The sequence below is a fragment of the Streptomyces sp. T39 genome (genome assembly GCF_008042045.1).
Classification (GTDB): domain Bacteria; phylum Actinomycetota; class Actinomycetes; order Streptomycetales; family Streptomycetaceae; genus Streptomyces.
In genome coordinates, this window is record NZ_RDBP01000037.1 from 757,574 (window position 1) to 777,753 (window position 20,180).

The following is a 20,180-nucleotide window of genomic DNA, read 5'->3' on the forward strand; positions in this document are numbered from 1 at the left end:
GATCACCGACCACGGCCCCGCTACAAGGAGTTAACAAGTGGCACGCGTCAAGCGGGCAGTCAACGCCCACAAGAAGCGCCGGGCGATCCTCGAGCAGGCCAGCGGCTACCGCGGTCAGCGTTCGCGCCTGTACCGCAAGGCCAAGGAGCAGGTCACCCACTCCCTGGTCTACAACTACAACGACCGCAAGAAGCGCAAGGGCGACTTCCGTCAGCTGTGGATCCAGCGCATCAACGCCGCTGCCCGCGCCAACGGCATCACCTACAACCGCTTCATCCAGGGTCTGAAGGCCGCCAACATCGAGGTGGACCGCAAGATCCTCGCCGAGCTCGCGGTCAACGACGCCAACGCGTTCGCGGCCCTCGTCGAGGTCGCCCAGAAGGCGCTTCCGAGCGACGTCAACGCCCCCAAGGCCGCCTGACGCTTCGTCGAGCCGACCGGACCCGCAGGCCGCCCGCCTGCGGGTCCGGCGCGTTTGGCCCCCGCCGATCCGTGCCCGACCAGCCCGACCAGTGAGAGAGCCCAAGGCGCCCATGCCCACCCCCGAGCTGATCTCCCCGCGTTCCCCCCGAGTGACCGCCGCCCGGCGGCTCGCCAAGCGGAACTTCCGCGGGAAGGACCGGCTGTTCATCGCCGAGGGCCCCCAGGCCGTCCGCGAGGCCGTCGCCCACCGCGGCCCCACCGGGGAGAACACCCTGGTCGAGCTGTTCACCACGGTGGAGGCCGCCGAGCGGTACGCAGGCATCGTCGAGGCCGCGCTCGCCGCGGGCGCCCGGGTGCACCACGCCCCCGACGCCGTCCTCGCCGAGGTGTCCCAGACCGTGACCCCCCAGGGTCTGGTCGGCGTCTGCCGCTTCCTCGACTCGCCCTTCGAGGACATCCTCGCCGCAGGCCCCCGGCTCGTCGCCGTCCTCGCCCACGTCCGGGACCCGGGGAACGCCGGGACCGTGCTGCGCTGCGCCGACGCCGCGGGCGCCGACGCCGTGGTGCTCACCGACGCCTCCGTCGACCTGTACAACCCCAAGTCCGTGCGGGCCTCGGTCGGTTCGCACTTCCATCTGCCGGTCGCCGTCGGCGTCCCCGTCGAGAGGGCCGTCCAGGGGCTGAAGGACGCCGGGGTGCGCGTGCTGGCCGCCGACGGCGCGGGCGACCACGACCTCGACGACGAGCTCGACGCCGGCACCATGGGCGGGCCCACCGCCTGGATCTTCGGCAACGAGGCGTGGGGACTGCCCGAGGAGACCCGGGCGCTCGCCGACGCCGTGGTGCGGGTGCCCATCCACGGAAAGGCCGAGTCCCTGAACCTGGCGACCGCCGCCGCCGTATGTCTCTACGCCTCGGCGCGGGCACAGCGCACCGGGCGCGGGACGGCCTGAACGAGACCACTCGCTCAGGGGGTCCGCCGCGTCACTTTCAGCTAGTAGGGTGACGGGCTCGGGGCCCACTCGGCAGCGGAGAGGTGGGATACGGGGCATGACCGTGGGGACCAGCAGGCCCAGCCGGCCGGCGGACGCCGGCCCGCGCCGCGCCGGCGCCACCGGTGCGTCCGCGATCGACCCCGACGACCTTCCCGACGGGCTGGTCGTCGCCGACGAGAGCGGCCGGGTCGTCTGTTTCAACGAGGCCGCGGCCCGCATCACCGCCGTCGCCAGGGCCGACGCCATCGGCGCGCCCCTGGAAGCCGCCCTGCCGCTGGAGGACCTCAAGGGCCGCCGCTGGTGGACGATGACCGACCCCTACGGCGGCCTCGCCACCCGCACCGGACAGCCCGAGCGCAACCTGCTGCTCCCCGGCGGCCGGGAGGTCCTCGTCTCCGCGCGCTACGTCCGCGACGTCCCCACCGGTCCCGTGCGCCGTCTCGTGGTCAGCCTGCGCGGCACCGAGGCGCGCCGCCGCACCGAGCGCAGCCACGCGGAACTGATCGCGACCGTCGCCCATGAGCTGCGCTCCCCGCTCACCTCGGTGAAGGGCTTCACGGCCACCCTGCTCGCCAAGTGGGAGCGGTTCACCGACGACCAGAAGCGGCTCATGCTGGAGACCGTCGACGCGGACGCCGGCCGGATCTCCCGCCTCATCGCCGAACTCCTCGACATCTCCCGTATCGACTCCGGCAGGCTGGAGGTGCGGCGCCAGCCCGTGGACATGCCCGCGGCGGTCGCCCGCCACGTCCAGGCCCACATCGCCGGCGGCAAGGCACCGGACCGTTTCGCCGTCCGCATCCGCCCCGGACTGCCCGCCCTGTGGGCGGACCCCGACAAGGTCGACCAGGTGCTCGGCAACCTGCTCGAAAATGCGGTGCGCCACGGCGAGGGAACCGTCACCATCGTGGTGGCGCCGGCATCGGCGGACGACGACGAGAAAGGCACGGCGGTCACCGTGAGCGACCAGGGCCCCGGCATCCCCGAGGAGTCGATGGGCCGTGTCTTCACCCGTTTCTGGCGGGGGAGCAAGCGCGGTGGCACCGGTCTGGGCCTGTACATCGTCAAGGGCATCGTCGAGGCGCACGGCGGGACGATCACCGTCGGCCGGGGACCCGGCGGCGGCGCCGAGTTCCGATTTATCCTGCCCGTCGGCACCCCGGCCCACCTCCTCTAGCGAGCGCCGGGCGGCCCACGGGCGCATTCGTCCCTCCTCACCCCGTTAGACTCGGCCTTTGGCACCTTTGCGTCCTCGGTCGTCCCCGGTCGACGTGCGGGGTCCCCAGCCAGCCCATTCGGAAGTACGGGAAGAGATGTCCGCACCCAATAAGTCGTACGACCCCGTTGAGGTCGAGGCACTGAAACCGGAAGAGATCGAGCGCATGCGGGACGAGGCGCTCGCCGCCTTCGCCGCCGCCGGCTCCCTCGACGCGCTCGCCCACGCGAAGACCGCGCACACCGGTGGCACCTCGCCGCTCTCCCTCGCCAACCGCGAGATCGGCGCCCTGCCGCCCCAGGCCAAGGCCGAGGCCGGCAAGCGCGTGGGCCAGGCCCGCGGCGCCGTCAACAAGGCGCTCGCCGCCCGCCAGGCCGAGCTGGAGGCCGAGCGTGACGCCCGGGTGCTCGTCGAGGAGGCCGTGGACGTCACGCTCCCCCACGACCGCGTCCCGGCCGGTGCCCGCCACCCGCTGACCACCCTCTCCGAGCGCATCGAGGACGTCTTCGTGGCCATGGGCTACGAGGTCGCCGAGGGCCCGCAGGCCGAGGCCGAGTGGTTCAACTTCGACGCGCTCAACATCGGACCGGACCACCCGGCCCGCGGCGAGCACGACACCTTCTTCGTGCAGGACGCGAAGGGCGGCGCCGACTCGGGCGTCGTGCTGCGCACCCACACCTCGCCCGTGCAGATCCGCTCGCTGATCGACCGCGAGCCGCCCGTCTACGTCATCTGTCCGGGCCGGGTCTACCGCACCGACGAGCTGGACGCCACGCACACCCCCGTCTTCCACCAGGTCGAGCTCCTGGCCGTCGACGAGGGCCTGACCATGGCCGACCTCAAGGGCACCCTCGACCACATGGTCCAGGCGCTCTTCGGCGAGGGCATGAAGACCCGGCTGCGGCCGAACTTCTTCCCGTTCACCGAGCCGTCCGCCGAGATGGACATGGTCTGCTACGTCTGCCGCGGCGAGTCCGTCGGCAACCCGGACCGTCCCTGCCGCACCTGCTCCAGCGAGGGCTGGATCGAGCTCGGCGGCTGCGGCATGGTCAACCCCAAGGTGCTGGTCGCCTGCGGCGTGGACCCCGACAGGTACAGCGGATTCGCCTTCGGGTTCGGCATCGAGCGGATGCTGATGTTCCGCCACAACGTCGAAGACATGCGAGACATGGTCGAGGGTGACGTCCGGTTCACCCGGCCGTTCGGGATGGAGATCTGATGCGCGTCCCGCTTTCCTGGCTGCGGGAGTACGTCGACCTGCCGGCGACGGAGACCGGCCGCGACGTCCAGGCCAGGCTCATCGCCGCCGGGCTCGAGGTCGAGACCGTCGAGCAGCTCGGCACCGGCCTCAAGGGTCCGCTCGTCGTCGGCCAGGTGCTGACCATCGAGGAGCTGGAGGGTTTCAAGAAGCCCATCCGCTTCTGCACCGTCGACGTCGGCGCGGCCAACGGCACCGGCGAGCCGCAGGAGATCGTCTGCGGCGCCCGCAACTTCTCCGTCGGCGACAAGGTCGTCGTGGTGCTGCCCGGCGCCGTGCTGCCCGGCGACTTCGCGATCGCCGCGCGCAAGACGTACGGCAGGACGTCCCACGGCATGATCTGCTCGGGCGACGAGCTCGGCATGGGCGACGACGGCAGCGGCGGCATCATCGTGCTCCCGCCGGAGCACGAGGCGGGCACCGACGCGATCGAGCTGCTGGAGCTCGTCGACGAGGTCCTCGACATCGCCGTCACCCCGGACCGCGGCTATGCGCTGTCGATGCGCGGCGTCGCCCGTGAGGCGGCCACCGCCTACGGGCTCCCGCTGCGCGACCCGGCACTGCTGGACGTCCCCGCGCCGAACGCCCACGGCTACGCCGTGAAGGTCTCCGACCCCATCGGCTGCGACAGCTTCACCGCGCGCACCGTCGTCGGCCTGGAGCCCGAGGCACGGTCCCCGATCTGGCTGCGGCGCAGGCTGCAGAAGGCCGGCATGCGGCCCATCTCCCTCGCCGTGGACATCACCAACTACGTGATGCTCGAACTCGGCCAGCCGCTGCACGCCTACGACCGCAGCCGGCTCGCCGGGCCGATCGGCGTCCGCCGTGCCGAGCAGGGGGAGAAGCTCACCACCCTCGACGGCACCAAGCGTGTCCTGGACGCCGAGGACCTCGTCATCACCGACGACCGCGGCCCCATCGGCCTCGCGGGCGTCATGGGCGGTGCCGACACCGAGATCGCCGACCACGACGACACCGCCGGTGCCACCACCGAGGTCGTCATCGAGGCCGCGCACTTCGACCCGGTCGCCATCGCCCGCACCGCGCGCCGTCACCGGCTCTCCTCCGAGGCGTCCAAGCGCTTCGAGCGGGGCGTCGACCCGCAGGCCGCGGCCGCCGCCGCGCAGCGCACCGTCGACCTGCTGGTGCTGCTCGCCGGCGGCACCGCCGAGGCCGGCGTCACCCAGATCACCGCGCCCCGCGCCCCGCGCACCGTCGCGATGCCCGCCGACCACCCCGACCGCGTGGCGGGTGTCGCCTACGGCCGCGAGATCGTCGTCCGCCGCCTCCAGGAGGTCGGCTGCGACGTCCAGGGCCAGGACGACCTCCTCGTCACCGTCCCGTCGTGGCGGCCCGACCTCGCGGCGCCGAACGACCTCGCCGAAGAGGTCATCCGGCTGGAGGGCTACGAGAACCTGCCCTCGACGCTGCCCACTCCGCCGTCCGGCCGCGGCCTCACCCCGCGCCAGCGGCTGCACCGCCGGGTCGGGCGCGCACTGGCCGGCGCCGGCTACGTCGAGGCGCTGAACTACCCCTTCATCGGCGAGCAGGTGCTCGACCAGCTCGGCCTCGACGCCGACGACGGCCGCCGCAGGGCGGTCAAGCTGGCCAACCCGATCTCCGACGAGGAGCCGGCGCTGCGCACCACGCTGCTGCCCGGGCTGCTCGGTGCCCTGCGCCGCAACGACGGCCGGGGAAGCCACGACCTGGCGCTCTTCGAGACCGGTCTGGTCTTCCGGCCGACGGGCGAGGAGCGGCCGGCGGCCACCCCGCCCGTGGACCGCCGTCCCACCGACGAGGAGATCGCGGAGCTGAACGCCTCGCTGCCGCCGCAGCCGCGCCGCGTCGCCGTCGTCCTGGCCGGTGCCCGCGAGCTCGACGGCTGGTGGGGCAAGGGCCGCCCGGCCGACTGGGCGGACGCGATCGAGGCGGCGCGGGTCGTCGCCCGCGAGGCCGGTGTCGAGGTCGACGTACGGGCCGACCAGCACGCGCCGTGGCACCCGGGGCGCTGCGCCGCGCTGTACGCCCACGCGAACGGCGAGGAGATCCTCCTCGGCCACGCGGGCGAACTGCACCCGCGCGTGGTCAAGGCGCTGCACCTGCCGGAGCGCACCTGCGCGATGGAGATGGAGCTCGACCGGCTGGAGCGCGCCGCGGACGGCGTCCTCCAGGCGCCGCGGATCTCCACCTTCCCGGTGGCCACCCAGGACGTCGCGCTGATCGTCGCCGACGACGTCCCGGCCGCCGAGGTCGAGTCCGCGCTGCGCGAGGGGGCCGGTGAACTGCTGGAGTCCCTGCGGCTGTTCGACGTCTTCGTCGGCGAGCAGATCGGCGAGGGCCGCAAGTCCCTCGCCTATGCGCTGCGCTTCCGCGCACCGGACCGCACCCTGACCGTCGACGAGGCCTCGGCCGCGCGCGACGCGGCGGTCGCCCTGGCGGCCGAACGCACGGGCGCGGCCCTCCGCGGCGCCTGACCCCCCACCCCGAAGGCGCGCCCGGTCCCTCCGACCGGGCGCGCCTTCGCCGTTCCTGCGCGGCGCCGGTCCCGGGCCCCCGGGAGTGCCTGTGCGCTCGCGTGCGTCGCCCGTGTCGGGCCTTGGCCGCCTGTGCTCGGGCGTTGCCCGTGCGGCCTTGGCTGTGCGTGCCTGCGGCGCTCGGGTGCGGAGCCGTTCTTGCGGGGGCGCTGCTCCCGAGCCCCGGCGTTTCGGTCGTCGGGGTGGCTGCCGGAGCCGGCCCGTCCGGCGTGTGGGGACACCGCGCGCAGCGCGGTACCGGCTCCGGGCGGAGGCCGGTTCCCGCAGGGGCGGCGTCCGGGTGTCGGGCGTTGCCCGTGCGGCCTCGGCTGCCTGTGCTCGGGCGTTGCCCGTGTCGGGCCTTGGCCGCCTGTGCTCGGGCGTTGCCCGTGCGGCCTTGGCTGTGCGTGCCTGCGGGGCTCGGGTGCGGAGCCGTTCTTGCGGGGGCGCTGCTCCCGAGCCCCGGCGTTTCGGTCGTCGGGGTGGCTGCCGGAGCCGGCCCGTCCGGCGTGTGGGACACCGCACGCAGCGCGGTACCGGCTCCGGGCGGAGGCCGGTTTCGGGAAGGGGCGGGGTCGTGCCACCGGGGCGCTGGTCGCGGTCGCGGGCATCTGCGCGTACGACTCCGACGCGCAGGGACTGGCCCAGCGCTACTTCCACCAGGCGCTGCGCCTGGCGAAGGCCAGCGGCGACCGGCGGGCGCCGYCCGCCCTGCCGCGGAGTGTCGGGCAGATCCGGCAGGGCGGACGGCGGGGGGAGGGGCCGCCGTACTGTACGAGGGGGAGCCGGCGGCCCGGACGCCTCGAGAAGGAGGCAGTTCAGTCAAGCGGTGCCCGCCTCCCACCGGGAGCGTGCGCAAGCAGGGGAAAAGCGCACGTGTTTCACACCCCGTGCGAATCGTCCTCTACTACGCTGAGGCGACCGAAGCACCCCGGAGGGGGCCCATGGAGCCCAACACCCTGCTCGACGCGCTGCTCGACGAAGCGGGCATCTCCCACGCCGGTCTCGCGGCGCGCGTCAATCGGGCGGGCCGATCGCGCGGACTGTCCCTGCGGTACGAACACACCGCGGTGGCCCGCTGGTTGAAGGGGCAGCGTCCCCGTGGTCAGGTGCCCGACCTGATCTGCGAGGTGTTCTCGGACCGGCTGCGGCGCCAGGTGACGCTGGGGGACATCGGCCTGGGCGCCGGCGGCCCCGGCGCGGTGCACACCTCGTCGCTGTCGGGCTTCGTGGACCGGGCGAGCGCCCTGTGGCGGTCCGACGAGCAGCAGCGTCCGCACGTCGTCGGCGTGCCCGCCGTCACCGGGACACCCGCGGTGATGCCCGTGTGGGAGTGGGAGAACCCCCCGGAGGACGCGGACGTCTCCCGTGACGGAGCCGCGCGGGTCCGGACGGCCGACATCGAGATGCTCCGCGCCGCCCGTGCGCACTACGAGCTGATGTACCGCAGGACGGGCGGCATCGCGACACGCGCCCGGGTGGTGGGGTTCCTGAACGCCGAGGCCGCCCCGCTGCTGCGCGGCTCCTACGGCGACGCCCTCGGCCGGCAGCTGCACCGTGCCACCGGGGCGCTGGTCGCGGTCGCGGGCATCTGCGCGTACGACTCCGACGCGCAGGGACTGGCCCAGCGCTACTTCCACCAGGCGCTGCGCCTGGCGAAGGCCAGCGGCGACCGGGGGCTCGGCGCGTACGTGGTCGCGCTGCTGGTCAACCAGTCGCTGTTCCTGTCGGAGCACCGGCAGGCGGTGGCCTTCGCGGAGGCAGCGCTGCGGTCGGCGGGGCGGCGTATCACGCCCGCGCTCGCGGCCGATCTGTACGCGATGCAGGCCAAGGCGTACGCGCATCTCGGCGACGGGGCGGGCGCGCTGGCGTGCATCCGCGGCGCGGAGGCGGAGGCCGGGCGGATCCGGCCCGGGCACGAGCCCGACGAGACCGGGTACGTCCAGCCGGGGCTGGTCGACGTGCAGGTGGCCGAGGCGCTGCTGCGTCTCGGTGATCTCCCGGCGGCCCGGGAGCACGCCACCGCGGCCGTCGGCACCCCGGCGCACGACCGCGGCCGGGTCCACCGTCTCGCCATGCTCACCCAGATCGAGCTGCGGCAGGGCGAGGCGGACCGCGCGGCGCGGACGGCGGCGGAGATGGTGGACCGCGCCCGGGGCATGGAGTCGCGCCGGCTGCGGGACCGGCTCCGGGCGGTGCGCGAGCACCTCGCGGCGAGCGGGTGCGCCGACGCGCGGAGTGCGGTCGCCCTCATCGACGGGGCTCTGCGCGTTCCCCTCTGAGCCCGCTCCTGCTGCGATGTCGTCACCTACTTGTCGGAAGGTGGCAGAACCGTGCAGTGGACGAACTCAAGCGAACACACCGTGTACGAGAATCCGTGGTTCCGGGTCAACCTCGCGGATGTCGTACTCCCGGACGGCCGGCACCTGGACCACTACCTGATCCGGCTGCGTGCCGTCGCCGTCGCGACCGCCGTCAACGAGGCCAACGAGGTGCTGATGCTGTGGCGGCACCGGTTCATCACCGACAGCTGGGGGTGGGAACTCGCGGCGGGCGTCGTCGAGGACGGCGAGGAGACCGCGGCCGCGGCGGCGCGGGAGATGGAGGAGGAGACCGGCTGGCGTCCCGGTCCGCTGCGGCACCTGCTCACCGTCGAACCCTCCAACGGCCTCAGCGACGCCCGGCACCACCTCTACTGGACCGACGAGGCGACCCGTGTCGGCCACCCGCAGGACGACTTCGAGTCCTCACGCCGCGAGTGGGTCCCGCTCAAACTGGTGCCCGACATGATCGCCCGCGGCGAGGTCCCGGCCGCCAACATGGCGGCCGGGCTGCTGATGCTGCACCACATGCGTCTGGGCTGACCGCCCGGGTGCCCGCCCGGCGGGACCGCCGGGCGGGCGCGCCCCGGGGGCGGACCGCGACGGGCCCGCGCGAGGGCGGGGAGCCCTCAGGAGTAGACGTAGAAGCCGGAGCCCGTCTTGCGGCCGAGCCGGCCCGCGTCCACCATCCGCTGGAGCAGCGGGGGAGCGGCGTACAGCGGCTCCTTGTACTCCGCGTACATGGAGTCCGCCACCGAGGCCACGGTGTCCAGACCGATCAGGTCGGACAGCTTCAGCGGACCCATCGGGTGGGCGCAGCCCATCTCCATGCCGTTGTCGATGTCCTCACGGCTGGCGATGCCCGACTCGAACATCCGGATCGCCGAGAGCAGATACGGGATGAGCAGGGCGTTCACCACGAAGCCCGAGCGGTCCTGGGCGCGGATCGGGTGCTTGCCCAGCACCTGGAGCACCACCGCCTCGGCGCGCTTGATCGTCTCCTCCGACGTGGTCAGCGCCGGGATGAGCTCCACGAGCTTCTGCACGGGGGCCGGGTTGAAGAAGTGGATGCCGATGACCTGGTCCGGGCGGGAGGTCGCGACGGCCAGCTTCACCAGCGGGATGGAGGAGGTGTTGGAGGCGAGGATGGCGTCCTGCCGGGTCACCACCTGGTCGAGCACCTGGAAGATCTCGGTCTTGACCTGCTCGTTCTCGACGACGGCCTCGATGACGAGGTCGCGGTCGGCGAACTCCCCGAGGTCGGTCGTGAAGGAGAGGCGGGCCAGGGTGGCGTCCCGCTCCTCCTCGGTGATCTTGCCGCGCTCGGCCGCCTTCGTCAGCGAGTTGTGCAGCCGGGTGCGGCCGATCTCCAGGGCCTCGCCCGTGGTCTCGGCCACCATCACCTCGAGGCCGCTGCGGGCGCACACTTCGGCGATACCGGCGCCCATCTGGCCGCAGCCCACCACTCCGACGCGTGCAATGTCGGCCATTGACTCCGTCACCTCATGCCTTTCGATGGTCTTCGTCCGGTGGGTCCCCCGTATGGTTCCGGCGCCCACCGACCCCCCGACGTTACTCCGGATGTGTGGGTGGCCCGGCATCCGGGGCGGGCATGCTCTGCGCGTACGGCAGACACGTCGAAGGCGACGAAGGTGGGAATCTTGGCACGGATCGGGAGAAGAGGATTTGTCGCGACGGCCGCGGGGGTGCTGGCGGCCATGACCGCCGCGGGGGACGCGGCGGCCGCCCCCGGCAGGGCTCCGCGGGGCTCCGGGCGGCGCGGAAGAGCGGCACGGGAGTTCCGCGGCATGTGGCTGGCGAGCGTCGACAACCGGGACTGGCCGTCCGAGCGCGGTCTGTCGGCCGCCCGGCAGCGCGCCGAACTGCGCGCGCTCCTCGACACCGCGGTGGAGCGCCGGCTGAACACGGTGATCCTCCAGGTCCGGCCGGCCGCCGACGCGCTGTGGCCGTCGCCTCACGAACCGTGGAGCGAGTACCTCACGGGCACACAGGGCCGCGACCCCGGCTGGGACCCGCTCGGCACCGCCGTGCGGGAGGCCCACGCGCGGGGTCTGGAACTTCACGCCTGGTTCAACCCGTACCGGGTGGCCCTCCACGACGACCCCTCCCGGCTGGTGTCCTCGCACCCGGCCCGCCGCCATCCCGAGTGGATCGTGCGCTACGGCGGCAAGCTCTACTACAACCCCGGCCTGCCCGAGGTGCGGGCCTTCGTCCAGGACGCGATGACCGACGCGGTGCGCCGCTACGACATCGACGGCGTCCACTTCGACGACTACTTCTACCCGTATCCGGTGGCGGGGCAGGTCTTCGACGACGACGACGCCTGGGCGCGGCACGGCTCCGGCCACAGCGACCGGGCTGCCTGGCGCCGGGCCAACATCGATCTGCTGGTGCGCGAGATGAGGGAGCGGATCCGGGCCGTGAAGAAGGACGTCCCGTTCGGCATCAGCCCCTTCGGGGTGTGGCGCAACGCCTCCACCGACCCCCTGGGGTCGGACACCCGGGCGGGCGTCCAGACCTACGACGACCTCCACGCCGACGTCCGCACCTGGGTGCGCGAGGGCTGGATCGACTACGTCGTCCCGCAGGTCTACTGGCACATGGGCTTCGCGGCCGCCGACTACGAGAAGCTGGTGCCCTGGTGGGCGGAGGTGGCCGCGGGCACGGGCGTCGACCTGTACATCGGGGAGGCGCTCTACAAGGCGGGCGCCGAGGGCCAGCCCGCACCGTGGCAGGACCCGGCCGAGCTGTCGCGCCACCTCACGTTCGCCGACCGCTACACGGAGGTCGGCGGGCACTGCTTCTTCTCGGCCCGTGAGGTGACGGCCGACCCGCTGGGAGCGATGACGCGGGTGGTCGCCGACCACTACCCGGCCCGCGCCAGGGCCCCGCGCCGCTGAGCCGCACGGGGGACGAGCCCCGGCGCCGCCGTGAGGCGCGCCGGGGCCCGTCCCACGGCGTCAGACGTTCTCGGTGCGGTGCCGGACTGTGCAGTCGGGGCCCGGGGACAGGACGGCCTCGTGCCCGTCGTCGAAACGGACGCGGAACGGAGGACTTCCCTCCTGTCCCAGCACCTCGAGGACTTCGGCGACCTTGTCGTGCTGTCCCACGGTCCTCCCGTGCACCAGCAGCGTGTCGCCCACGTTCGCTTGCATCCGAAGGAGACCTCCTCGAAGCGGTGGTCCGTCTGGGTGGGTCGTTTCGAGTCTACGGCGGGGGGTGGCCGCCGCATCTCTGGCGCGTCGCCGCAGGTCAGCGGCTTCAGGTGCGGGCGCGCTGGGTGACGGCGATGCACACCAGGACCGCGGCGGCGGCCAGCGGGGCGGCCGGGGTGAGCCGTTCTCCCAGCAGGGCCACCGACCAGACCAGGGTGAGCAGCGGCTGGGCGAGCTGGAGCTGGCTCGCCCGGGCGATGCCGATCTCGGCCATGCCCCGGTACCAGACGTACAGCCCGAAGAACTGGGATCCGGCCGCGACCCAGAGCAGTCCGGCCACCCCCTTGGCCGTCAGCTGCACCGGCTCGACGGTGAGGGCGACGGCGGAGGCGGCGGCGCACAGCGGCAGGCACATGATCAGCGCCCAGCCGACGACCTGCCAGCCCGGCATCAGACCCGCCAGGCGGCCGCCCTCCGTGTAGCCCGCCGCGCACACCAGCAGCGCGCCGAAGAGGTACAGGTCGCCCGTGTGCAGCGCCCCGCCGCTCTGCTGCACGGTGAAGGCGATGACCACCGCGGCGCCCGCGAGGGCCGCGGCCCAGAACGCCCGCGACGGGCGGCGTCCGGTGCGGACCGCCGCGAACACGGCCGTCGTCAGCGGCAGCAGGCCCACCACCACGGCGGCGTGCGACGAGGTGGACGTCTGCAGGGCCAGCGTGGTCAGCAGCGGGAAGCCCAGCACGACACCGCCGCCGACGACGGCGAGGCCGGCCCAGTGGCGGCGGTCGGGGACGGGGACGCGCAGCGCCAGCAGGAAGGCGCCCGACAGGAGCGCCGCGAGGACGCCGCGCACGGCGACCAGCGTCCACGGGCCGAAGCCGTCCATGCCCCAGACCGTTGCCGGGAAGGTGAGCGAGAAGGAGACCACGCCCAGCGCGGCGAGAACGGTGCCGCTGCCGACCGCTATCGTCGTGGGGTGAGTAGCGCTATCCTGTGCTGTCATGCAAGAGAGTAGCAGTGTGCTGGATCTGGCGAATGCCCTGCGGCGTGACCTCGACCGCTACTCGCCGGGAGGGAAGCTGCCGTCGAGCCGTGCGCTCGTCGAGCGCTACCGGGTCTCCCCGGTCACCGTCTCCCGCGCGCTTGCCCGCCTCGTCGCCGAGGGGCTCGTCGTCACCCGCCCCGGATCCGGATCGTTCCGCGCCGAGACGGTCGCCGCCGCTCCGGCGGGCGACACCTCCTGGCAGGAGGTCACGCTCAGCGCCGACGCCGCCGCCGAGGTGGTGCCGCGTGCGGTCGACGCCGCCGGCGTCCTCGTCACGCTCGCCGCCCCGCCGCCCGGCGTCGTCGAGTTCAACGGCGGCTATCTGCACCCCTCGCTCCAGCCGGAGAGGGCGATGGCGGACGCCCTCGCCCGGGCGGGCCGCAGGCCCGGCGCCTGGACCCGCCCGCCCACCGACGGGCTGCCCGAACTGCGGGAGTGGTTCGCCCGCGGCGTCGGAAGGACCACGGGTCCGGCCGACGTCCTGGTCACCGCCGGCGGCCAGGCGGCACTGACCACCGCACTGCGCGCGCTCGCCCCGCCGGGGGCGCCGGTCCTCGTCGAGTCGCCCACCTACCCCGGCATGCTCGCCATCGCCCGTGCCGCGGGTCTGCGGCCGGTGCCCGTGCCGGTGGACGCGGACGGCGTGCGCCCCGAACTGCTGTCGGCCGCCTTCCGCGCCAGCGGGGCCCGGGTCTTCGTCTGCCAGCCGCTCTTCCAGAACCCGACCGGCGCCGTGCTCGCCCCCGGCCGCCGGCCCGAGGTGCTGCGCATCGCCCGCGAGGCGGGCGCCTTCGTCGTCGAGGACGACTTCGCCCGCCGCCTCGTCCACGACGATGCCGGGACGCTGCCCGGCCCGCTCGCCGCCGACGACCACGACGGAGTCGTCGTCCACGTCAGCTCGCTGACCAAGGTCACCTCGCCGAGTCTGCGCGTCGGGATGCTCGCCGCGCGCGGCCCCGTCCTGGAACGGCTGCGGGCCATCCATGTCGTCGACACCTTCTTCGTGCCCCGGCCGCTCCAGGAGGCCGCCCTCGAACTCGTCGGCTCTCCCGCCTGGAACCGGCATCTGCGCGCCGTCTCCGCCGAACTGCGCACCCGCCGGCGGGCCATGGCGACAGCGGTCGGGACGGACCTGGCCCCGCTCGCCCTGACGCACATCCCCTCCGGCGGCTACCACCTGTGGCTGCGCCTGCCCGACCGGCTGGACGAGTCCGCGCTGGTGGCGGCCGCGCTGCGGGCAGGGGTCGCGGTGGCCCCGGGCCGCCCGTACTTCAGCGCCGAGCCGCCCGCCGGGCACATCAGGCTCAGCTTCGCGGGGGTGGCCGGGGCCGCCGAGATCACCGAGGGGGTGCGACGGCTGCGCGACGCCTGCGCGGAGCTCTCCCGCTGACGCGGGCCCTGCGCGGCACTCCCTCACCGAGGGGGCCCCTGCGCTGAGCTCCCCGGCGGACGCGGCCCCTGCGTCCCGTCCGGAATCCTTGTGACAGGTGCACGGCGGCATGCCAGTCTCGCGCCATGAGCGACACGACCCACGGCAGGTACACCCTCTCCACCGACCCGGACCGGCTCGACCCCGCCCGTGTCCACCACTGGCTCTCCACCGACACCTACTGGGCACGGGGCCGCAGTCGCGCCACCCAGGACGCCGCAATCGCCGGCTCGCTCAACTTCGGCGCCTACGACACGCAGACGGGCGAGATGGCCGCCTACGCGCGGGCCGTCACCGACCGCGCGACCTTCGCCTGGCTCTGCGACGTCTACGTGGACCGGCCCGCCCGCGGCGAAGGGCTGGGCACCGCCCTGGTCGCTGCGGTCCGCGACCACCTGGCGCCGCTCGGTGTGCGCCGGATCCTGCTCGCCACCGACGACGCGCACGGCGTCTACGAGAAGCTCGGCTTCCAGCGGCTCGACCCCCCGGAGAACTGGCTGGCACTGCCCCTGGAGTGACCCCTTGACCCGGGGGGCGTTCGCCAGCACCATCACGCCATGAGTGTCCGGGTCACCTTGGTCGCCGCCGCGCGGAGCTCCTCGCTGCTCACCGAGCGGTTCGACGACGACCGGCCGCTGGACCAGGCGGGGTGGCACGAGGTCCAGCTCGCCGCGCACGCGCTCGTCCCGCTGAGCGCGGCGGACCTGCGCTACTGCTCGCCGACCGCCCGCAGCCGGGCCACCGGGGAAGCGCTCGGCTTCGCGCCGCTCGCCCAGCCGGCCCTGCGCGACTGCGACATGGGCCGCTGGCGCGGCTGGACGCTGTCCGAGGTCACGGCCCGGGAACCGGCCGCCGTGGACGCCTGGCTCTCCGACCCGCGCAGCGCGCCGCACGGCGGGGAGCCGCTGCTCGCCTTCATCTCGCGGATAGGGAACTGGCTGGACACCCGGCCCGCCGACGACTGCGGCTCGATCGTCGCCGTGGCCGAACCGGCGGTCGTCCGGGCGGCGTTCGTCTACGCACTCAGGGCCCACCCGGCCATGTACTGGCACGTCGACGTGCGTCCGCTCTCCACGGTCACCCTTACCGGGCAGCCCGGCCGCTGGCACCTGTGCCTGGAGGCGGCGGCCTGAGAGGCCCCGCCCCTCGCCGACCGCTCCGCCGGCGCCTTCGCCGCGCCGCCTCCGAGCCGGCGGCCTCCTGCGCCGGGCCCGTCCCACCGCCCGCGCACCACCACGCACCGGCTCCCGGAGGTCCCCGGCGCCGGGGCGCCCGGGGCGCGGTGATCGACCGCAACACCCGCGTCGGCGTGCCCGCCGCCCTCCAGGGCTGGTCACCGCCGACCGGCTCCTGGCCGGTGAGCGTCAAGACCCGCGCCTGACCCGCCCCGGCCGCCGGCCCCGCCCGCCTGCGGGGGCCGGCGGCCCCCTGTGCCCGGGGCCTCCGGATCGTCATTGCATAAAACTACGCTCATGCGTATAGTCATGCCATCGATGAGGAGGGTTCGATGACGGTACGAGCAGCAGTGGCCGGTGCGAGCGGGTACGCGGGCGGGGAAGTCCTGCGCCTGCTCCTGAACCACCCCGAGGTCGAGATCGGCGCCCTCACCGGCAACTCCAACGCGGGGCAGCCGCTCGGCGCGCTCCAGCCGCATCTGCTGCCGCTGGCCGGGCGCGTGCTCCAGGAGACCACCGCCGACGTCCTCGCCGGTCATGACGTCGTCTTCCTCGCACTGCCGCACGGCCAGTCCGCCGCGGTCGCCGAGCAGCTCGGCGAGGACGTCCTCGTCGTCGACATGGGCGCCGACTTCCGGCTGGCGTCCGCGGCCGACTGGGAGGCTTTCTACGGCTCCCCGCACGCCGGCACCTGGCCGTACGGCCTGCCCGAACTGCCGGGCGCCCGCGCCGCGCTGGAGGGGTCCAAGCGCATCGCGGTGCCCGGTTGCTACCCCACGGCCGTCTCGCTCGCGCTGTTCCCCGCGTACGCGGCACAGCTCGCCGAGCCCGAGGCCGTGATCACCGCGGCCACCGGCACCTCCGGCGCCGGCAAGGCGCTCAAGCCGCATCTGCTCGGCTCCGAGGTCATGGGCTCCATGAGCCCCTACGGCGTCGGCGGCGGCCACCGCCACACCCCCGAGATGATCCAGAACCTCAGCGCCGTCGCGGGGGAGCCGGTCACCGTCTCCTTCACCCCGACGCTCGCCCCCATGGCCCGCGGCATCCTCGCGACCTGCTCCGCCAGGGCGAGGCCCGGCACCACCGCGGCCGACGTACGGGCCGCGTACGAGAAGGCCCTGGCGGACGAGGAGTTCGTCCACCTCCTTCCCGAGGGGCAGTGGCCGGCCACCGCCTCCGTGTACGGGTCGAACGCGGTCCAGATCCAGGTGGCCCACGACGCGGCCGCCGGCCGCATCATCGCGATCAGCGCCATCGACAACCTCACCAAGGGCACCGCCGGCGGCGCGGTGCAGAGCATGAACATCGCCCTCGGGCTCGCCGAGAGCACGGGTCTTTCCACGATTGGAGTTGCGCCGTGAGCGTGACCGCAGCGAAGGGATTCACGGCGGCGGGCATCGCCGCCGGGATCAAGGAGAACGGCAACCCGGACCTGGCCCTCGTGGTCAACCAGGGGCCGCGCCGCGCCGCCGCGGGAGTGTTCACCTCCAACCGCGTCAAGGCCGCGCCCGTCCTGTGGACCGAGCAGGTCCTCAAGGGCGGCGAGGTCACCGCCGTCCTCCTCAACTCCGGCGGGGCCAACGCCTGCACGGGCCCCAAGGGCTTCCAGGACACCCACGCCTCGGCCGAGAAGACCGCCGAGGTGCTCGGCCACAGCGCCGGCGAGGTGGCGGTGGCGTCGACCGGCCTGATCGGCGTCCTGCTCCCCATGGACAAGCTGCTGCCCGGCATCGAGCAGGCCGCGGCCCAGCTCTCCGAGCACGGCGGCGAGAAGGCCGCGATCGCCATCAAGACCACCGACACCGTGCACAAGACCGCCGTCGCCCGGGGCGACGGCTGGACCGTCGGCGGCATGGCCAAGGGCGCGGGCATGCTCGCCCCCGGCCTCGCCACCATGCTCGTCGTCCTCACCACCGACGCCGACCTGGAGGCCGGTGCCCTCGACCGGGCGCTGCGGGCCGCGACCCGCACCACCTTCGACCGCGTCGACTCGGACGGCTGCATGTCCACCAACGACACGGTGCTGCTGCTCGCCTCCGGCGCCGCCGCCGTCACCCCCGACGAGGGCGCCTTCGCCGAAGCCGTCCGGACCGTCTGCGACGACCTCGCCCGCCAGCTCATCGGCGACGCCGAGGGCGCCTCCAAGGACATCCGCATCGAGGTCGTCGGCGCCGCCACCGAGGACGACGCCGTCGAGGTGGGCCGCTCCATCGCCCGGAACAACCTCCTCAAGTGCGCCATCCACGGCGAGGACCCCAACTGGGGCCGGGTGCTGTCCGCGATCGGCACCACCCGGGCCGCCTTCGAGCCGGACCAGCTGAACGTTGCCATCAACGGCGTCTGGGTCTGCAAGAACGGCTCCGTCGGCGAGGACCGCGACCTGGTCGACATGCGCTTCCGGGAGGTCAGGATCACCGCCGACCTCGCCGCCGGCTCGCAGTCCGCCGTCATCTGGGCCAACGACCTCACCGCGGACTACGTCCACGAGAACAGCGCGTACAGCTCGTGACCAGCCCCACGCGGAAGCACACCGCGCTCCCGAAGGCGCAGATCCTCATCGAGGCCCTGCCCTGGCTCACGCGTCACCACGGCAGGACCGTCGTCATCAAGTTCGGCGGCAACGCCATGATCGACGAGGACCTGAAGGCGGCCTTCGCCCAGGACGTCGTCTTCCTGCGCCACGCCGGCCTCAAGCCGGTCGTGGTGCACGGTGGCGGCCCGCAGATCTCCGCGGCACTCGACCGGCACGGGCTGGTCAGCGAGTTCAAGGCGGGGCTGCGGGTCACCACGCCCGAGGCCATGGACGTCGTCCGCATGGTGCTGGCCGGCCAGGTCCAGCGCGAACTGGTCGGGCTCCTCAACCAGCACGGCCCGCTCGCCGTCGGCCTGACCGGCGAGGACGCCCACACCATCACGGCCACCAGGCACCAGCCGCGGATCGACGGCGAAACGGTCGACATCGGCCGGGTCGGCGAGATCACCGCGATCGACACCGGCGCGATCGAGGCGCTGCTCGCCGACGGCCGCATCCCGGTCGTCTCGTCGATCGCCCGCTCACAGGACGACGGACATGTCTACAACGTCAATGCTGATACGGCGGCTGCGGCACTCGCTGCTGCGCTGGGCGCTGAGACGCTGATGGTCCTCACCGACGTCGAGGGGCTCTACGAGGACTGGCCCCACAGCGACGAGGTCATCAGCCGGCTCACCGCCACCCAGCTGGAGAAGCTGCTGCCGGACCTGTCCAGCGGCATGGTGCCCAAGATGGAGGGCTGCCTCCACGCGGTGCGCAACGGCGTCACCACCGCCCGGGTGATCGACGGGCGGGTGCAGCACTCGATTCTGCTGGAGATCTTCACCGATGAGGGGATCGGCACCATGGTCGTGCCGGACGGACAGGGGGACCGGTGACCGGGAAGCAGGAGAACCCCGCGCTCGGCGCGCGGTGGCAGGGCGTGATGACCGACAACTACGGCACGCCGGCGCTGTCGCTCGTCCGGGGACGGGGCACCACCGTCTGGGACGAGGACGGCAACGCGTACACCGACTTCGTCGGCGGCATCGCGGTCAACGCCCTCGGCCACGCCCACCCCGCCGTCGTCGAGGCCGTCTCGCGGCAGATCGCCTCCCTCGGCCACGTCTCCAACCTCTACGTCGCCGAACCGCCGGTCGCGCTCGCCGAGCGCCTGATCCAGCTGTTCGGGCGGCCCGGGCGGGTCTACTTCGCCAACTCGGGCGCGGAGGCCACCGAAGCGGCGTTCAAGATCGGCCGCCTGACCGGCCGCCGGCACATGGTCGCCACCCACGGCGGCTTCCACGGCCGGACCATGGGCGCCCTCGCGCTCACCGGGCAGCCCGCCAAGCAGGAGCCGTTCCTGCCGCTGCCGTCCGACGTCACCCACGTCCCCTACGGCGACGCCGACGCGCTGCGCGCTGCCGTCACCGAGGAGACCGCCCTCGTCGTGATCGAGCCCATCCAGGGCGAGAACGGCGTCGTCGTGCCGCCGAGGGGATACCTGGAGGCGGCCCGCGAGATCACCCGCGCCACCGGCACGCTCCTCGTCCTCGACGAGGTCCAGACCGGCATCGGCCGGACCGGCCACTGGTTCGAGCACCAGGCGCACCAGGGCGTCGAGCCGGACATCGTCACCCTCGCCAAGGGGCTCGGCGGCGGACTGCCGATCGGCGCCACGGTCGCCTTCGGCGAGGCGGCGGAGCTGCTCCGGCCGGGGCACCACGGCTCGACCTTCGGCGGCAACCCGGTCTCCTGCGCCGCGGGGCTCGCCGTCATCGAGACCCTCGCCGCGGACGGCGCGCTCGACCACGTCAAGCGGGTGGGCGAGAAGCTCCGTGACGGGATCGAGGGGCTCGGCCACCCGCTGGTGTCCCACGTCCGCGGCAGCGGCCTGCTGCTGGGTATCGTGCTCACCGGACCGCGCGCACAGCAGGTGCGACAGGCGGCCCAGGGTGCCGGCTTCCTGGTGAACGCCCCCGCTCCCGATGTCGTACGGCTGATGCCGGCCCTGACCATCGGAGATGCCGAGGTGGATGCTTTCCTCGGGGCACTGCCCGGCATCCTCGACGCGAGCGCGGAGAGCGACGGGGAAGGACGATCCGGGGAATGAGACG

Annotated in this window: 18 protein-coding genes and 1 pseudogene; 16 read left to right on the forward strand and 3 right to left on the reverse strand. The window is 73.6% G+C overall.

Translation table 11 applies throughout. The annotated features are described in order from the left end of the window. The first annotated feature begins 37 nt into the window (after nt 1–37). The 8 genes and pseudogenes from rplT to EAO77_RS25970 all read left to right on the forward strand — a co-directional run bounded on the left by rplT (nt 38) and on the right by EAO77_RS25970 (nt 9,269). Complete coding sequence (gene rplT, locus EAO77_RS25940) at nt 38–421, forward strand: 50S ribosomal protein L20 (RefSeq protein WP_016642495.1); 384 nt, start codon at nt 38–40, stop codon at nt 419–421. 112 nt (nt 422–533) lie between these two features. Then, nucleotides 534–1,376, forward strand: coding sequence for a TrmH family RNA methyltransferase (locus EAO77_RS25945; RefSeq protein ID WP_147990682.1), 843 nt, complete (start codon nt 534–536; stop codon nt 1,374–1,376). 97 nt (nt 1,377–1,473) lie between these two features. Continuing rightward, complete coding sequence (locus EAO77_RS25950) at nt 1,474–2,595, forward strand: ATP-binding protein (RefSeq protein WP_147990683.1); 1,122 nt, start codon at nt 1,474–1,476, stop codon at nt 2,593–2,595. Between the two features lie 136 nt (nt 2,596–2,731). Then, nucleotides 2,732–3,853 carry a phenylalanine--tRNA ligase subunit alpha gene (pheS, locus tag EAO77_RS25955; RefSeq protein ID WP_147990684.1) on the forward strand — a complete coding sequence of 374 codons (1,122 nt, stop codon included), beginning with the start codon at nt 2,732–2,734 and terminating at the stop codon, nt 3,851–3,853. Beyond that, nucleotides 3,853–6,366, forward strand: coding sequence for a phenylalanine--tRNA ligase subunit beta (gene pheT / locus EAO77_RS25960; protein WP_147990685.1), 2,514 nt, complete (start codon nt 3,853–3,855; stop codon nt 6,364–6,366). Before pheS ends, pheT begins: the two co-directional genes overlap by 1 nt. Before the next feature lie 600 nt (nt 6,367–6,966). After that, nucleotides 6,967–7,101: pseudogene (locus EAO77_RS41475) on the forward strand (transcriptional regulator); the annotation flags it as partial. A 248-nt stretch (nt 7,102–7,349) separates the two neighbouring features. Next, complete coding sequence (locus EAO77_RS41480) at nt 7,350–8,687, forward strand: transcriptional regulator (protein WP_147990686.1); 1,338 nt, start codon at nt 7,350–7,352, stop codon at nt 8,685–8,687. 51 nt (nt 8,688–8,738) lie between these two features. After that, nucleotides 8,739–9,269 (forward strand): NUDIX domain-containing protein, encoded by a 531-nt coding sequence (locus EAO77_RS25970; RefSeq protein ID WP_147990687.1) that lies wholly within the window; start codon nt 8,739–8,741, stop codon nt 9,267–9,269. A gap of 86 nt (nt 9,270–9,355) precedes the next feature. Here EAO77_RS25970 and EAO77_RS25975 read toward each other — a convergent pair whose 3' ends face one another. Then, nucleotides 9,356–10,216, reverse strand: coding sequence for a 3-hydroxybutyryl-CoA dehydrogenase (locus tag EAO77_RS25975; RefSeq protein ID WP_147990688.1), 861 nt, complete (start codon nt 10,214–10,216; stop codon nt 9,356–9,358). A 228-nt stretch (nt 10,217–10,444) separates the two neighbouring features. Between EAO77_RS25975 and EAO77_RS25980 the strand changes: the two genes are divergently transcribed. Next, on the forward strand, nt 10,445–11,647 hold the full coding sequence (locus EAO77_RS25980; RefSeq protein ID WP_147991037.1) for a glycoside hydrolase family 10 protein: 1,203 nt from the start codon (nt 10,445–10,447) through the stop codon (nt 11,645–11,647). Nucleotides 11,648–11,707: 60 nt separating this feature from the next. On the opposite strand, the gene EAO77_RS25985 is transcribed toward EAO77_RS25980, so the two are convergent. Together EAO77_RS25985 and EAO77_RS25990 are read right to left on the reverse strand one after the other, a co-directional pair. Beyond that, entirely contained in the window at nt 11,708–11,902 is a 195-nt protein-coding gene (locus tag EAO77_RS25985; RefSeq protein ID WP_147990689.1) for a DUF1918 domain-containing protein, read from the reverse strand. Nucleotides 11,903–12,008: 106 nt separating this feature from the next. Beyond that, nucleotides 12,009–12,905 (reverse strand): DMT family transporter, encoded by an 897-nt coding sequence (locus EAO77_RS25990; RefSeq protein ID WP_147990690.1) that lies wholly within the window; start codon nt 12,903–12,905, stop codon nt 12,009–12,011. Here EAO77_RS25990 and EAO77_RS25995 point away from each other — a divergent pair. The 7 genes from EAO77_RS25995 to EAO77_RS26025 all read left to right on the forward strand — a co-directional run bounded on the left by EAO77_RS25995 (nt 12,904) and on the right by EAO77_RS26025 (nt 20,176). After that, nucleotides 12,904–14,337, forward strand: a complete 1,434-nt coding sequence (locus tag EAO77_RS25995; RefSeq protein WP_147990691.1) for a PLP-dependent aminotransferase family protein — start codon at nt 12,904–12,906, stop codon at nt 14,335–14,337. The genes EAO77_RS25990 and EAO77_RS25995 overlap by 2 nt on opposite strands. A 125-nt stretch (nt 14,338–14,462) precedes the next feature. Beyond that, complete coding sequence (locus tag EAO77_RS26000) at nt 14,463–14,894, forward strand: GNAT family N-acetyltransferase (protein ID WP_147990692.1); 432 nt, start codon at nt 14,463–14,465, stop codon at nt 14,892–14,894. A 39-nt stretch (nt 14,895–14,933) separates the two neighbouring features. After that, nucleotides 14,934–15,509, forward strand: a complete 576-nt coding sequence (locus EAO77_RS26005) for a histidine phosphatase family protein (protein ID WP_147990693.1) — start codon at nt 14,934–14,936, stop codon at nt 15,507–15,509. 374 nt (nt 15,510–15,883) lie between these two features. Continuing rightward, on the forward strand, nt 15,884–16,912 hold the full coding sequence (gene argC / locus EAO77_RS26010; protein WP_147990694.1) for an N-acetyl-gamma-glutamyl-phosphate reductase: 1,029 nt from the start codon (nt 15,884–15,886) through the stop codon (nt 16,910–16,912). Continuing rightward, the gene (argJ, locus tag EAO77_RS26015; protein WP_147990695.1) at nt 16,909–18,060 is read left to right on the forward strand and encodes a bifunctional glutamate N-acetyltransferase/amino-acid acetyltransferase ArgJ; all 1,152 of its coding nucleotides are present in this window, start codon (nt 16,909–16,911) and stop codon (nt 18,058–18,060) included. Before argC ends, argJ begins: the two co-directional genes overlap by 4 nt. Beyond that, nucleotides 18,057–18,962: an acetylglutamate kinase gene (argB, locus tag EAO77_RS26020; protein WP_147990696.1), complete on the forward strand. Its 906-nt coding sequence runs from the start codon at nt 18,057–18,059 to the stop codon at nt 18,960–18,962. Before argJ ends, argB begins: the two co-directional genes overlap by 4 nt. Beyond that, on the forward strand, nt 18,959–20,176 hold the full coding sequence (locus tag EAO77_RS26025; RefSeq protein ID WP_147990697.1) for an acetylornithine transaminase: 1,218 nt from the start codon (nt 18,959–18,961) through the stop codon (nt 20,174–20,176). Before argB ends, EAO77_RS26025 begins: the two co-directional genes overlap by 4 nt. Nucleotides 20,177–20,180: the final 4 nt, after the last annotated feature.